Source organism: Spongiibacter nanhainus (genome assembly GCF_016132545.1).
Taxonomy (GTDB): Bacteria; Pseudomonadota; Gammaproteobacteria; order Pseudomonadales; family Spongiibacteraceae; genus Spongiibacter; species Spongiibacter nanhainus.
The window spans coordinates 332,507-346,916 of record NZ_CP066167.1 but is presented as its reverse complement, the minus strand read 5'-3'; the positions used below and the strand labels follow the sequence as shown (position 1 = coordinate 346,916).

The window sequence follows — 14,410 nt, the reverse complement described above, 5'->3', positions numbered from 1 at the left end:
GGCACCGCGATAAGGCGTCTTAGCCGTAGACCGGGAATTTTTTGCAGATTTCCAGCACCTTGCCCTTCACTTCTTCGATCTTGGCAGAGGCGTCACCGGCTTCCAGGGCTTCCAGCACGTCGCACATCCAGTTGGCCAGCTCGACGCACTCCGCCTCTTTGAAGCCGCGGGTGGTTACCGCCGGGGTACCGACCCGCAGGCCGCTGGTGATGAAGGGTGAACGGGGGTCGTTGGGGACCGCATTTTTGTTCACAGTGATGTTAGCCGCGCCCAATGCCGCGTCGGCATCTTTGCCGGTGTAGGGCTTGCCGATCAGGTCCACCAACATCAGGTGGTTGTGGGTGCCACCGGAGACGATGTTAATACCGCGCTCGATAAAGGTCTTGGCCATGGCCTGGGCATTGGCGACCACCTGCTTTTGGTAGTCGGTAAATTCCGGCGCCATGGCTTCTTTAAAGCTGATTGCCTTGGCGGCAATCACGTGCATCAAGGGGCCGCCCTGACCACCGGGGAAGACTGCCGAGTTAAGCTTTTTCTCGACCTCTTCGTTGGCTTTGGCCAGAATCAGACCGCCCCGGGGGCCGCGCAGGGTTTTGTGGGTGGTGGTGGTAACCACGTCGGCGATGGGCACTGGGTTGGGGTAGACACCCGCCGCAATCAAACCGGCGACGTGAGCCATGTCGACCATCAGGTAGGCACCCACTTTATCGGCGATTTCGCGGAATTTTGCCCAATCAACGATACCGGAGTACGCCGAGAAGCCCGCCACGATCATCTTGGGCTTGTGTTCCAGCGCCAGCGCTTCCACCTGGGCGTAGTCGATCTCGCCGGTGTCGTTGTTCAGACCGTACTGCACCGCATTATAGGTTTTACCGGAGAAGTTGGGCTTGGCGCCGTGGGTCAGGTGACCGCCGGCGTCCAGGCTCATACCCAGCACGGTGTCACCCGGGGCAACCAATGCCTGGTAAACCGCCGCATTGGCCTGGGAACCGGAGTGGGGCTGAACATTGGCGTAGTCGGCACCAAACAGCTTTTTGGCCCGCTCGATGGCCAGGTCCTCGGCCTTGTCCACATACTCACAGCCACCGTAGTAGCGCTTACCGGGGTAACCTTCAGCATATTTGTTGGTCAGCACGGTGCCCTGTGCTTCCATCACTGCTGGGCTGGTGTAATTCTCCGAGGCAATCAGCTCAATATGCTCTTCCTGGCGGCGCTCTTCCTCTTGAATCGCAGACCAGATTTCCTCATCAACACTGGCAACAGTCAGTTCTTTGCTAAACATGCTTACTCCCGGGGGATCGATACGGCTGGAAAAGGCGCGCATTGTACAATAAATGCGCGGATTGGGCACCGTTATTGATGCGACTTACGGGGAGCGCGCGACAAAGGATTTGCGCAAAATCAAACTCGCCAGCGCAAAGATGTAATAAACTTATAGCGATTTACGTCGATGAGGACCCAGCGATGCCTGCCATTCAAACCCTCTGCCCCAGTTGCGGGGCCATCAACCGCGTCGCGGAAGAGCGTCTGGACGACGGCCCCAACTGCGGAAAATGCCACCAGCCGCTGTTTTTAGGTAAAACCCTCAGCCTCGACGATGCTGGCTTTGCCCGTTACCAGCAGCACGAACACCTGCCCATGGTGGTGGACTTCTGGGCCGCCTGGTGCGGGCCCTGCAAGAGTATGGCCCCGGTATTTGAGCAAGCGGCCGCCCAGCGGGAACCGAAAGCACGCTTTATCAAATTGGATACCGAAAAAGCCGTCGCCAGCGCCCAGCGTTACGGCATTCGCAGCATTCCCACGCTGATGGTATTTCGCGGTCAGCAGAAGGTAGCCGAACAGGCCGGCGCCCTGCCCCCCGCCGCGCTGGCCCAGTGGTTGGACGGTTTGGGGTTGTAATCAGCCCCGGAGCAGAGTCAGGCCTGCTCCAGCTTTCTCAGTGGCATCCAGTGAATCACGCCGAACACCAGGCACAGCAGGATGCTCTGAGCCAAGCCACCGGGGTATTTCTTAAGGTGGGGAAGGGCGATAAAGATTTCCAGGGTATGGGCCACCAACAACACCACCGCCAGGTAGGCAAAAAAGGTGGTGGCGGGGCCCAGCACCGGTGATACCCAGGCGATAATCCCCAGCACCCACAACACAATGGTCAACACTTTCGCGATCATTATTTTTTTCCAGTAGCACGTAATTAAGAGAAGCCGACGATAACGGCTCTTTTATAACGACTCAAATTGGCCGCGGACCAAAACGCCGTTTTAGAGCTCCGGCACCACTTTTTCCCCCAGCTCAATTAGCGGCTCCACCATCTCTGGCTTGTCCCAGTTGTCCATGCCCACGCCAATAATCGTCCGGGTGGCACCGGCGTCTCGATAGCGCAGCAGCAGGTCGCGACTGACCTCCCCCATTGCCACCACCGAGATATCTATCGCCTCGGGGTCGCGGCCCAATTCTGCCACCCGTTTTTTGAAATTGGCAATATCGGCGGTCATATCCGGCATCGCCACGTCCACCGGCATCCAACCGTCAGCCCAGCGTGCGGCGTGCTCAATACCCACCGGCCCCATGGCACCAAACAAAATAGGCGGCCCGCCGGCCTGCTGCGGCTTGGGCTCAAACCACACCGGGTCAAAATCGATATATTTGCCGTGATATTCGGGAGCTTCATCCCGGAATAGCGCCCGGGTTGCAGCTACGGTCTCTTCCAAGCCGCTATAGCGTTTATTGAAGGGAATGTGGCTGACATTCTCAAACTCTTCCCGGTTCCAGCCCACACCCACGCCGATCATCAGCCGGCCCTCGCTCAGCAAATCCAGGGTGGCCATGGTCTTGGCCTGGGAGAACAATTCGCGCTCCATCATCAACGCAATACCGGTCCCCAGTTTGAGTTTGGTGGTCACACCCGCCGCCGCCATCAACGACACGTAGAGGTCCCGCATACACAAATAGGGCTCGGGCAACTCGCCGCCACCGGGATAGGGCGTCGTCCGACAGCGGGGAATATGGCTGTGCTCTCCCGTCCACAGCGAATCGAAGCCCGCCTCTTCAAGCTTGACTGCCAGCTCCCTGGGGTCGGGGTCCTTGGGGGTATTCATGGTGCTGAAACCGAGATGCATGGGGTGCCTCCTGAACAGTTATCGTTATTGTGCTTAGATTCATTGCCACCAGCTTAGCCCCGAACGCCGCGTCAGGGCATCATTGGGATTAGGTAGGGCGCCCCCAGTCTAGCGCGCGGTCGACAGGAGCTTACGGCGCAGGTACCACATGCCGACCAGGACTAACCAGCCAACCAGGCAAGGCAGCAAAGCCCCGGTGGTGCGGCGCTGCTCGGACATTCGGGGGGTGATGTCGATCACCGCGTCGACTCCGTTAAGGAGCAGGTTAAAGGTCAGTGAACCGGTAAACACCAGCACCACAGCCCCCACTATATAAATCACCCACAGGCCAAGCCCGACATAGTCAGACTCATCGCCACTTTCTCCAGCCACTCAACCCTCCTTGTTTACCAGCGAAACCTCTAATCAGCTTAGGATTTCTTAATGTTTCCTTAAGTTTGCCTACCTACAGTCTGCCTACACCACCCAGCAGGAAATGGTAACGGCATGAAGCGCAGACTTGTATTCCTCATTATCGCCCCCCTGATCTTATGGGCCGCCGGTCTGAGTCAGGCGGCATTGGCTTCGACTGCGGCGCCGATGTTACCGGCATCCGGTTTCAATCTGGACGATTACCGCGGCAAGGTCGTGTACTTGGATTTTTGGGCGTCCTGGTGCGGCCCCTGTCGCGCCTCTTTCCCCTACATGAACACGCTGGTCAGCCGCTATGGCAATGACCTAGCTGTAGTCACAATTAACCTCGACGAAGACGCCGATAGCGCCCGCTCTTTTATCGACCAGTTCAAACCAAGCTTCCCAGTATTTCATGATCCCAGCGGCCACGTTGCCCAGCAATTCCAGGTGGCGGGCATGCCCAACTCCTTCCTGTTTGACCGCCGGGGGCAACTTCTACTGAAGCATATCGGCTTCACCAAAAGCACACCAGAGAAGTTGGACAGCGCCATTCAACGCGCCATCCAGCCTTAGCGACTTCACCTGCCACGATTTAGCGAGACGACGATGAAAAAACTAGCTTTGTTGTTAATGGCCGGCCTCTCTCTCAGCGCCTGCAGCAGCCTGGGTGTTGAACCCTGGGAGCGGCAAAACCTGGCCAAACCGGAAATGGCGCTGGACAGCTCGCCACTGCGCTCGGCCCTGGACGATCACATCTACTTCAGCAAAGAAGCTTCCAGCGGCGGCCGCAGCTTCGGCGGCGGTGGCTGCGGCTGTAACTGATAGGGAGTCAGGAATCACGCTATGAAAACTCACCACAAAAAATCGATTCGCCTGTCATTGGCCGCCGCCAGCTGCGCGTTGGTGGGCGCCAATGCCGCCCTAGCTGAAAACGCCCACGACGTGGGTGACTGGGATGTCAGTGCCGCACTACTGTTTTACAACGAGACCGACCGGGTCAGCGCCGCAGAGCCCGTTATCAAGGCGGTCAAGCAAATAGACACCGACGAAACCCTATCGTTGAAGCTAACGCTGGACACCCTGACCGGTGCCTCGGGCAGCGGCGCTGTACCCACCGATCGGCCACAAACCTTCACCACACCCTCCGGCCATAGCAGCTATAGCGTTAAGGCCGGCGAGATCCCGCTGGACGAATCCTTTAAAGACACCCGAGTCGCACTGAATGCGGCCTGGGAGCGCCCCCTCTCCAAAGACCTCACCATGGTTCTGGGGGGGAATGTATCATCGGAATACGACTACCAGTCACTGTCGATAAACTCGTCTTTCGCCTGGGATACCAACCAGGGCAATACCACGTGGAACGGCGGTATTTCCGCTGGCGTCGACGCCATCGATCCGGTGGGCGGCAAGCCTATCGCCTTTGGCGTGATGCAGGAGGCCGATGCCAGCCAGCCACGGGATGGCAGCAGCGATACCAAAACGCTGTTTGACCTGGTGGCCGGGGTCACCCAGGTCATCGACAAAAACAGCCTTTTCCAGGTCAATTATTCACTGAGCCAATCCAGTGGCTATCTGACCGACCCGTATAAAATTATCAGCGTGGTGGACCCGGTAAGCGGCCGCCCTTTGTTCACCAATGGCAACGAGCCTAATCTCCCCAGCGTGGTCTACGAAAACCGCCCCGACAGCCGGCTGAAGCACAGCCTATATGGGCAGTACAAACGCTACATCGGCGGCGATGTGCTGGATGCCTCCTACCGCTTTATGGTGGACGACTGGGGCATTAGCTCCCACACCATCGATCTGCGCTACCGCTGGAAATTTGGCGACACCCTCTACCTGCAACCCCATATCAGGCTGTACCAACAGAGCGCGGCGGATTTCTACACCCCCTTCTTTGTGGACGGCAGCCAACCGGTGGCCGGCAACGACAAGGTCGAAGCGTCAGCTGACTATCGACTGGGGGAGTTTAACGGCTATACCTTCGGCGCCGAGCTGGGGCAGGACAACCCCAACAACAGTTGGAGCGTGGCGCTGGAGTACTACCTGCAAAGCGGTAATGAGCCAGACGGCAAGTTTGGCGAACTCAACAAGCAGGAACTGTATCCGGATGTTGACGCCCTTATGTTGCGAGTGGTGTACGACTTTTAAACCAGGGTCTCCCTCACTGCCGGGCAATACTACCGCGACATCCGGCAGAGCTTTGGCGCCCTTCCCCGGAAGTCGCGCCTTTTTTGTTCTACCCCGGTCAAAATGGGTGGCCAGTATGAAAATATCCGTTATCTACATTGTTGTTATTCTCAATTTGCTGTTGTCCAGCTCGGCCCATGCCACCGACGTGGAATCCAACGCCGAGCAATTCCTGCCCGTCGAGCAGGCCTACCAAATGACGCCGGAAATAGACGGCGATACGCTGCTAATCCGCTGGCACATTGCCGAGGGTTATTACCTTTACGGCTCTCGTTTCAAAGCCGCAATAATAGAAGGCGAGCACAGCCAATCCCTCGCTATAAAATTACCCCGGGGTAAGCACAAGCGTGACGAGTACTTTGGCGATGTCGAGGTGTTCTACCACCAGCTCAAGGCCCAACTCGCCCTGCCCACGAGAGATCCCTTCACCCTGCGCGTCAGTTCCCAGGGCTGCGCCGATGCCGGACTGTGCTATCCCCCCAACCACCGCCTCTATCGGGTCGAGCCAGACAGCGGAACCCTCACCCGCATTGATGGGGGCAGCACGAGCACTATCAACAGCGACAACGAGATCGGCACCACCCTCGACGCCGGCACGGCAAGCAGCATCGGAGTATTCTCAATACCGCAACTGCTGGCCATGGCTGCATTGGCCTTCGCCGGCGGACTGATCCTCAACCTCATGCCCTGCGTGTTTCCGGTTCTGGCGCTCAAGGCAATCGGCCTGTTGGAGAGCAGCGACAGCTCCGCCGGGGAACGGCGAATGCACGGCTTGATCTATACCGCCGGCGTCGTGGCCAGCTTTATGTTGGTGGCCGGCCTGCTTATATTGCTGCGAGCCTCTGGGCAGGAACTGGGCTGGGGCTATCAGCTGCAATCACCCTGGTTCGTCGCGGCCTTGGTCTACCTGTTTTTTATCATGGGCCTGAGTTTTTCTGGCGCCATCGAACTGGGTAGCGGGCTGACAGGCGTCGGTCAAAACTTAGTTGAAAAAGGCGGCTTAAGTGGGTCGTTCTTTACTGGCGTATTGGCCGTGGTCGTAGCCAGCCCCTGCACCGCGCCATTTATGGGGGCTTCGCTTGGCTTTGCGCTGACTCAGCCCATGCCGATTGCCTTGACCATATTTTTGGCTCTGGGCCTGGGCATGGCCACGCCCTTCCTGCTGATATCGATTGTACCGGGCCTGGGGCGCCTGCTCCCCAGGCCCGGCAACTGGATGGTCACCCTCAAAGAGATTATGGCCTTTCCCATGTACCTCACTGGCATTTGGTTACTGTGGGTACTGGGCCGTCAGGCCGGCATCAATGCCGCCATGCTGGTATTGGTGGGCTGCGTGTTTGTCGCAGTGGCGGTGTATTTCTGGAACAAACCCACCCGCTGGCACCGTGGCCTGGCCGTGAGCGCCTGTTTGGGAGCCGCACTGGTATTGTCGGGGATAACGCCGGAGACCGCTGCTATCCAGACGCCCTCCACAGAACAGAGCAAGTTCCCCCTCACTGCGGACGGCGACGCCCTGCGCTATAGCCCGGCGCGGCTATCGGCGCTGCACCAGGACGGCGGGCCGATCTTTCTCAATGTCACTGCCGACTGGTGCATCACCTGCAAGGCCAATGAAAAAATCGCCCTGGGCACCGACACCGTTAAAAACGCCATGAGCACGCAGCATATTCGCTATATGAAGGCGGACTGGACCAATCGCAATGCCGAGGTCAGTCGCTTGTTGGCCCACTATCAGCGTTCCGGTGTGCCGCTGTATGTGTTCTTCCCCGGCAGTGGCAAGCCGGCAGTCGTGCTACCGCAACTGCTGAGCAAAGAAAAAGTCCTCACGGCTTTTAAAGCCGCTCAAGGTAGTTAATACTTTTTATCGCGAGTCTAAAATCACAAATCGGCATCCAGGAAAATGCAGCGGCAACTGACTTTCAAGCATACCGATAGCGGACTGGCAGGGCAGTTTGACGCCATGGCCAGTCCCTGCGAGGTGCTGATTGACAGTACTGACCCTGAGCTGGCGCAGCGCGTGGCCGAGACCGTCGCCCAGGAGGCCTGGCGAATCGAAGGCACGTTCTCCCGCTATCGCAACGACAATATTGTCTACCGCATCAACAATGCCAATGGCGAGCCAGTAGAAGTCGATGGGGAAACCGCTCAGTTACTGGATTTTGCCCAGCAGGCCTATCAGATCAGCGACGGCGCCTTTGACCTGACCTCCGGTGTACTGCGCCGGGCCTGGAAATTTGACGGCAGCGATCGCCTGCCCGCCCAGTCGCAGATCGACTCACTACTTCAAGTCGTCGGCTGGGAAAAACTACACTGGCAGTCCCCCACCCTGCGCCTGCAGCCGGGGATGGAGATCGATTTTGGCGGTATCGGCAAAGAGTACGCGGTGGACCGCGCCGCCGCACTGGTGCTGGAGCTCACCGACACGCCTGTACTGATTAACTTTGGCGGCGATTTGTTTGCTACCGCACCCCCAGCCGGCCAGCCCCATTGGCTGGTGGGGGTGGAAAGTATCGGTGGACTGCAGTCGGCCATGATTCAGTTACAGCGCGGCGGTCTGGCCACCAGTGGCGATGCCCGCCGCTTCCTGCTTAAAAAGGGCAAACGCTACCCCCACGTTCTCAACCCCCGCACAGGTTGGCCGGTGATGGGCGCACCGCGCTCGGTGACCGTGGCCGCCAGCACCTGCATTGAGGCCGGCTTACTGGCGACACTGGCCATGCTGGAGGGCCAGGAGGCCGAAGCCTTTCTCGCCGCTCAAGAGGTATTGCAATGGGTTCAACGTTAAGCGGCGCTATCCTGATGTACTGTAAAAACGGTTTATTGCGAAAAAGGCTTGTCTCAAGAAAGAAGCCATTGCTCGCGCCCCTTATAAATGGCCGCTGCCATTGACGTCCTGATGCCAGTAAAAAATATCGCTGCCCACCTGCTCTCTGAGACCAGCTAGCACCACCTCCAGCTTATCGCTTGGCAAAATCAGCTCAAACTGCACCCGCTTCTGGCGTCCGGTCACCTGTTCGGCGATGGACAGTTGACGATTTTCGCCGTGGCCGTGAACCGGATAAGACGTGAAACCGCCGACGTCCTCCAGACTCAAAAGGTAGTCGATCAAATCGTCTTCCAAGCTCGGCGGAATAGTCAGTATCAAACGTTGCTGATTGGACATTAGGCTTGCTCCTCAGCGAGTTGGGTCTGGCGAACCAGTGGACTGTGAAAACGGCGATAAATAATTGGCAGTAAAAACAGGGTCAGCAGGGTCGAGCTGATCAACCCGCCGATCACCACGATGGCCAAGGGTTTTTGAATTTCTGACCCCGGACCACTGGCCAACAGCAGCGGCACCAAGCCCAGCGCACAGGTGGTAGCCGTCATCATCACTGGTCGCAGGCGGCGCACTGCACCTTCGGTTACCACCGTGTGAATATCCAGGCCCTTGGCCCGAAGTTGATTAAAGTAGGACATCATCACGACCCCATTCATCACCGCGATGCCCAGCAAGGCAATAAAGCCCACCGACGCCGGTACCGATATAAACTCGCCAGTCAGCCACAGGGCCACCACACCGCCAGTAAGCGCAAAGGGGATATTGGAGAGAATAATCAATGTCTGCTTCAAGGAGCCGAAAGTAATAAACAACAGCAAGGCAATCAGCCCCAGAGCTACAGGTACCACCAGCCCCAGTCGGGCGGCCGCGCGCTGCTGATTCTCAAACTGCCCGCCCCAGGCCAGCGAATAGCCCTCGGGCATATCGAGCTGCGCGGCGATGACCTGCTTGGCTTCGTCGACAAAGCCCACCAGGTCGCGGCCCGCCACATTGCTGCGCACCACGGCAAAGCGCCGCCCCGACTCCCGGGACACCCCCACCGGACCGTCGATGCGCTCTATACTGGCCAGCTCGGACAGCGGCACCACCCGGCCATCGTCCAGGGTCATCAGGCTGTTCTGCAATTGCACCACGCCGTCACCGGCGGGTTTGTCGTAGCGCAGTACCAGCGGCACCCGGGCACTCTGCTCAATGATATTGCCCAGCGGCAGCCCTTCGATTTCAGCCCGCAGACGGTGTTGCAGGGTATCGGCATTCAAGCCCAGTGCCCCGGCTTTCAGCCGGTCGACATTGACCTGTAAATACTGGGCGCCCTCATTGAGGGTGGCCGTGGTATCCACCGCGCCGTCGACATTGCCGACAATATGGCTAATGCGCTGGGCCAGGTCATTGAGGGTACTGAGGTCGGGGCCAAAGACCTTAATGGCGATATCGCCCCGGGAGCCGGTCAGCATTTCCGACACCCGCATATCAATCGGCTGAGTAAAGCCGTAATTGATTCCCGGGAATTGTTCCAACACCGCCCGCATCTTCTCCTGCAGGGCGGCCTTGTCGGCGACCTGCCATTGATCCTGGGGTTTCAGTTGCAGGAACACATCGGTCTCGTTCAGGCCCATTGGGTCCATACCGATTTCGTCGGAGCCGCTGCGGGACACAATCCGCTCGATTTCCTCGACGTTGTCCAGCAGGGCTTTTTCCACGCTTTGTACCATGCGGATGCCACTGCTGAGGTTCACCGAGGGAATCGACTCCAACTGCACAATCAAGTCGCCCTCATCCATGGTGGGCATAAACGTTTTACCCACAAAGGGAAACAGCACCGCCATCAATACCAGCAGCCCCCCGGCAAAGGTCACCACCACAGCGGGGCGTTGCAGGGCCTTGGCCAACAGGGGCTGATACAGGCTAATCAATTTACGGCTCAACCAGGGCTCTTCGTCCTGGCCGCTTTTCAACAACAGGGACGCGATAACCGGGATCACGGTCAGCGACATTATCAGTGCACCGAACAGGGCGAACACGATGGTCAGCGCCACCGGTACAAACAACTTGCCCTCCAGCCCCTGCAAGGTCATTAGCGGCAGGAACACAATCACGATGATAATCACCCCGGAGGTCACCGGTACCGCCACATCCTTGACCGCCCGAAACAGAATATGCAGCAGCGGCAAGCGGCGGGCGCCCTGCTTGGAGGGGCCGTCGTGATGCGACAGCAGCGACACCATGTTCTCCACCACCACGATGGCGGAATCCACCAGCATGCCGATGGCGATAACCAGCCCGCCGAGGCTCATCAGGTTGGCGCTCATACCCAGGCGGTCCATCATAAAAAAGGTGAACAAGGCCGACAGCGGCAGAATACTGGCCACCGTTAGCGCCGCCCGCACATTACCCAGAAACAGTCCCAGCACCACCAGCACCAGCAGCACCGCCTCCAGTAGGGCTTCACCCACAGTGCCCACCGCCAGCTCAATCAGCTGGCCGCGGTCGTAAAACACGTTCAGGGTCGTACCCTCCGGCAAGGCGGGCTGTATTTCGGCGATTTTTTCCTTCACTCCCTGCACCACATGCCGGGCGTTAGCACCGCGCAGACCGATGACCAGACCCTGCACCGCCTCGCCCTTGCCATCCACGGTTACCGAGCCGTAGCGCTCCAAAGCGCCGAGGCGGATATCCGCCAACTGCCGCAACGCAAAGGTCTCGCCATCGGCATTGCTGACACGGAGGTCGGCTATTTCCTCCAGCGAGCTCAGCGCACCCGCTACCCGCACCAGAATGGCTTCCTCGCCCTGGTCCAGGCGGCCCGCCCCATCGTTGCGGTTGTTGCGCTCCAGCGCCTCGATCAGCTGCTGAGTACTGACCTTGAGCGTGGCCATATCGCCCCGACGGGGCGCCACTTCATAGGTTTTGACAAAGCCCCCTAAGGCGTTAACGTCGGCCACGCCGTCAACAGTGCGCAGCGCCGGACGGATGGTCCAATCCAGCAGATAACGCCGTTCACTGAGTGACATCTGCTCGTTGTCCACGGTGAACATAAACATATCACCCAGCGGCGTACTCATTGGCGCCAGACCGCCGCTAATGCCAGCGGGCAGTTGATCCCAGATGTTGTTCATGCGCTCGGCAACCTGCTGCCGGGCCCAGTAAATATCTGTGCCTTCCTCAAAATCCAGAGTAATCGCCGACAGCGCGTATTTGGAAATAGAGCGCAGCATCGACTGCCGGGAGATACCCAACAACTCCACCTCAATGGGCTGGGTGATCAGGCTCTCCACCTCCTCCGGCGTCATACCCGGCGACTTGATGATAATTTTCACCTGGGTGGGAGAAATGTCCGGAAAGGCATCGATGGCGATATTCATCGCCGCGCGACCGCCAAGGCCAATCAACAACAGCGTTAACAGGCCGATCAGCAGGCGCTGGCTGAGGGAGAATTGAATCAGTCGCGACAGCATTATTCAGCGCCTCCCAGGCCCAACAACATGCCTTTGAGTTGCGCGGTGCCCTGCACGGCCACCTCCTCACCGGCTTGCAAGCCCGCGGTGGCCAGGTAGTCCTCACCCAGCGCAACCAGAGACGGACTGCGCAGTTCAAAGCCATCATCGCCCCGCACATAGACTGCGGCTTTGGCGCCAGTGCGGGTAACTGCACTGGCCGGGACCTTCACCCCCGCCCTGGTGCTGGACAGAATAAGGCTGACTCGCTGCCCAGGCCGCAGTGCCACCGGATGCTGATAACGGGCCAGTATGTCCACCCGCTGGGTAGGGGCGCTAAGTTCACGATTCTTGCTGACCAGGATTAGCTTGGCCTGGGTGTTATTGGATTCGGCAATCTGCAATTCCTGACCCAGTGCCAAACCGTCAGCCAAAGCCCCACTGATAGAGGCATGCAACCACAATGTATCGGAGCTGGTCACCGACGCCAGAGGCTGATTGGCGGAGACCGCATCACCGACGCGAACGTATTCGCGACTGAGTTCCCCAGACCGGCTCGCCTTCAGAGGGTAGTCCCCGGGCTGCAATTGGCCACTCTGCAGTTGCTTTAAGGCCTGCTCATCAAAACCGGCCTGTTTCAACTGACCCTGCCAGCCATCGCGATTGAAGGATGCCTGCTGTGCGGCGCGTTCGGTTTGCGCCAGGCGCTGCCGGGAGATAATGCCATCGGCATAGAGCTGCCGATCTTTGACCAACAAAGCCTGTTGATTGGCCTGCTCAAATACCGCTGCCAGCCATTGCTCCTGCACACGGGCCAGAGCTGGACTGTTAATGGTGGCGACAAGCTCCCCGGCCTCGACCTCGGCACCACCAGGTTGATGCCAGCGCAGTAACACGCCGTCGTAACGGGCTACCAGCTGAGAGGGAGACTCCGGTGACGGAATGATGATGGCAGGTACACGAATACCCACACTGCTATCGGCCGCAACCAAAGGCTGACTGACAATGCCCAAGCGCGCCTGATCCTCGCTGGAGAGCGGGATGGTTTCGGCCACCGCAAAGATAGGGTGCATCAGACTGGCAGAGATCAATAAGGTAAAAGCAGCCAGTGCCCGCCGGGGGCGCGAGATAAAAGAGGTCATAGGGGTTCTCCAACAGTCTGTCTTAGGGAGGAAATCAATTCGTCACGGCGCAGGGTCAGCACCTGCCACTGCACTTGGCTCTGCCGGTAGTGCTGCAGAGCCAAGATTGTGGGGCGGATATCGGACTCACCGGCGACAAAGGCCTTCTCTGCCATCTGCCACTGCCGCTGGGCAAGGTCCCGCGCCCGGGTGGCAAAGTCGATGGATTCAGCCAGTACGTCCAGCTGGTGCTCTACCTCATGCAGCTGTTGCTGCAGTTGCAGTCGGGTCCGCTTGATCTGCACATCGATATCGGCCAGCGCCACCGCCGCTTCTGAGCTGGCGGCATCGGCATAAGCACTGCCGCCAAAGGGAATCGACACACTGACGCCAAAGCTGTCCACCGCAGGTTCGCTGTCGCTGCCCCGCTCCCGGCGCACGCCCAAGGACACCGTACTGTTGCCCGCCGCCTGGTGGCGCTGCTGGGCCAGTTTTTGGACATGTTGCTGACGGCGGGTTAACAATAGGCGAAGCTGGGGGTGATATTGGTCTATCTGCCGCCGCTGAGGCAGCGCTTCAGAGAAGGTTTCCGGGCGCCGCTGCAGACCGGTAAGAGTCACGTACTGCCGCTCGGCATCCACAAGCTCCGCCTCATGCTCCAGCAACTGCTGCCGCGCAGCCAGCAGCAAAGTCTCACTTTGCATCACAGCGGCCCGGGGGATAGCCCCGGCTTTGAAACGCGTTTCGCTGACCGCCAACAAGCGCTGGGCATCGGCCACCGCATCCACCGCGTGCTGGCGCCTCGCCGCGCGGATCTTGAGCTGATGAAGCACCTGCCGCAGACGCCCCGATACCAGTAGCCGTTGATAGCTCTGCCAATCCTGGCTGCCGCTGTTAAAACTCTCGGCCAGTGCCCGGGCGTTGCGACGCTCACCCCAGCGCCACAGATCAACTGCCACTCCCAACTCACTTTCCTGCAAGCCGGTACTGTCGCCGGCCTGATCATCCCAATAGTTCAGGTTAATGCGCGGGCGATTGGCTATCAGCCCGCGACCAACTCGCCGCTGAGCTTCAGCTTGTTGTTGGTAGGCACCGCCCAAGGCCTGTTCCGGCGCCAATTGCATTGCCGCCTGATAAACCTGATCGACCGCGAGGTTCTTATCGACACTCAAATGGGGGTGCTCGCTGTGGGGGTGGGCCACGGCTTCTCGAGCTTTAACATCGGCAGGGTACGCCGGGCTGGCCGCCACCAAAGTGGCTGCTATCAAGTACAGTCCGGCAGACGGTAATAAGGCTTTCACATTGATGTCCGCAGTCAGTGAATGTGCGGCCAGA

The 14,410-nt window shown here is 58.9% G+C and carries 14 protein-coding genes; 6 read left to right on the top strand and 8 right to left on the bottom strand.

The features are described 5' to 3' along the window. Positions 1 to 19 precede the first annotated feature (19 nt). Positions 20 to 1,282, bottom strand: a complete 1,263-nt coding sequence (gene glyA / locus I6N98_RS01660; RefSeq protein WP_198570100.1) for a serine hydroxymethyltransferase — start codon at positions 1,280 to 1,282, stop codon at positions 20 to 22. A 182-nt stretch (positions 1,283 to 1,464) separates the two neighbouring features. Between glyA and trxC the strand changes: the two genes are divergently transcribed. Beyond that, positions 1,465 to 1,899 carry a thioredoxin TrxC gene (gene trxC, locus I6N98_RS01655; protein WP_198570099.1) on the top strand — a complete coding sequence of 145 codons (435 nt, stop codon included), beginning with the start codon at positions 1,465 to 1,467 and terminating at the stop codon, positions 1,897 to 1,899. A 17-nt stretch (positions 1,900 to 1,916) separates the two neighbouring features. On the opposite strand, the gene I6N98_RS01650 is transcribed toward trxC, so the two are convergent. The 3 genes from I6N98_RS01650 to I6N98_RS01640 form a co-directional block, all read right to left on the bottom strand. Then, complete coding sequence (locus I6N98_RS01650) at positions 1,917 to 2,168, bottom strand: DUF1145 domain-containing protein (RefSeq protein WP_198570098.1); 252 nt, start codon at positions 2,166 to 2,168, stop codon at positions 1,917 to 1,919. Positions 2,169 to 2,258: 90 nt separating this feature from the next. Beyond that, a complete protein-coding gene (locus tag I6N98_RS01645) occupies positions 2,259 to 3,116 on the bottom strand; it encodes an LLM class F420-dependent oxidoreductase (RefSeq protein ID WP_198570097.1) in 858 nt (285 codons plus the stop codon). Between the two features lie 108 nt (positions 3,117 to 3,224). Beyond that, positions 3,225 to 3,488 (bottom strand): hypothetical protein, encoded by a 264-nt coding sequence (locus I6N98_RS01640; protein WP_198570096.1) that lies wholly within the window; start codon positions 3,486 to 3,488, stop codon positions 3,225 to 3,227. Positions 3,489 to 3,602: 114 nt separating this feature from the next. Between I6N98_RS01640 and I6N98_RS01635 the strand changes: the two genes are divergently transcribed. The 5 genes from I6N98_RS01635 to I6N98_RS01615 all read left to right on the top strand — a co-directional run bounded on the left by I6N98_RS01635 (position 3,603) and on the right by I6N98_RS01615 (position 8,484). Next, positions 3,603 to 4,082 carry a TlpA family protein disulfide reductase gene (locus tag I6N98_RS01635; protein ID WP_198570095.1) on the top strand — a complete coding sequence of 160 codons (480 nt, stop codon included), beginning with the start codon at positions 3,603 to 3,605 and terminating at the stop codon, positions 4,080 to 4,082. Between the two features lie 33 nt (positions 4,083 to 4,115). Continuing rightward, complete coding sequence (locus tag I6N98_RS01630; protein WP_232787429.1) at positions 4,116 to 4,331, top strand: DUF4266 domain-containing protein; 216 nt, start codon at positions 4,116 to 4,118, stop codon at positions 4,329 to 4,331. A gap of 21 nt (positions 4,332 to 4,352) precedes the next feature. After that, complete coding sequence (locus tag I6N98_RS01625) at positions 4,353 to 5,660, top strand: DUF3570 domain-containing protein (RefSeq protein ID WP_198570094.1); 1,308 nt, start codon at positions 4,353 to 4,355, stop codon at positions 5,658 to 5,660. Between the two features lie 115 nt (positions 5,661 to 5,775). Continuing rightward, the gene (locus tag I6N98_RS01620) at positions 5,776 to 7,554 is read left to right on the top strand and encodes a protein-disulfide reductase DsbD family protein (protein ID WP_198570093.1); all 1,779 of its coding nucleotides are present in this window, start codon (positions 5,776 to 5,778) and stop codon (positions 7,552 to 7,554) included. 45 nt (positions 7,555 to 7,599) lie between these two features. Continuing rightward, positions 7,600 to 8,484: an FAD:protein FMN transferase gene (locus tag I6N98_RS01615; protein ID WP_198570092.1), complete on the top strand. Its 885-nt coding sequence runs from the start codon at positions 7,600 to 7,602 to the stop codon at positions 8,482 to 8,484. 81 nt (positions 8,485 to 8,565) lie between these two features. On the opposite strand, the gene I6N98_RS01610 is transcribed toward I6N98_RS01615, so the two are convergent. Genes I6N98_RS01610 through I6N98_RS01595 form a run of 4 tightly spaced genes read right to left on the bottom strand, consistent with a single transcriptional unit; the run spans position 8,566 to position 14,376 of the window. After that, positions 8,566 to 8,862 (bottom strand): DUF3240 family protein, encoded by a 297-nt coding sequence (locus I6N98_RS01610; protein ID WP_198570091.1) that lies wholly within the window; start codon positions 8,860 to 8,862, stop codon positions 8,566 to 8,568. Then, positions 8,862 to 11,975: an efflux RND transporter permease subunit gene (locus I6N98_RS01605; protein WP_198570090.1), complete on the bottom strand. Its 3,114-nt coding sequence runs from the start codon at positions 11,973 to 11,975 to the stop codon at positions 8,862 to 8,864. The genes I6N98_RS01610 and I6N98_RS01605 overlap by 1 nt, the downstream gene beginning before the upstream one ends. Then, positions 11,975 to 13,096: an efflux RND transporter periplasmic adaptor subunit gene (locus I6N98_RS01600; protein WP_198570089.1), complete on the bottom strand. Its 1,122-nt coding sequence runs from the start codon at positions 13,094 to 13,096 to the stop codon at positions 11,975 to 11,977. The genes I6N98_RS01605 and I6N98_RS01600 overlap by 1 nt, the downstream gene beginning before the upstream one ends. Next, complete coding sequence (locus I6N98_RS01595; RefSeq protein ID WP_198570088.1) at positions 13,093 to 14,376, bottom strand: TolC family protein; 1,284 nt, start codon at positions 14,374 to 14,376, stop codon at positions 13,093 to 13,095. The genes I6N98_RS01600 and I6N98_RS01595 overlap by 4 nt, the downstream gene beginning before the upstream one ends. Positions 14,377 to 14,410 lie beyond the last annotated feature (34 nt).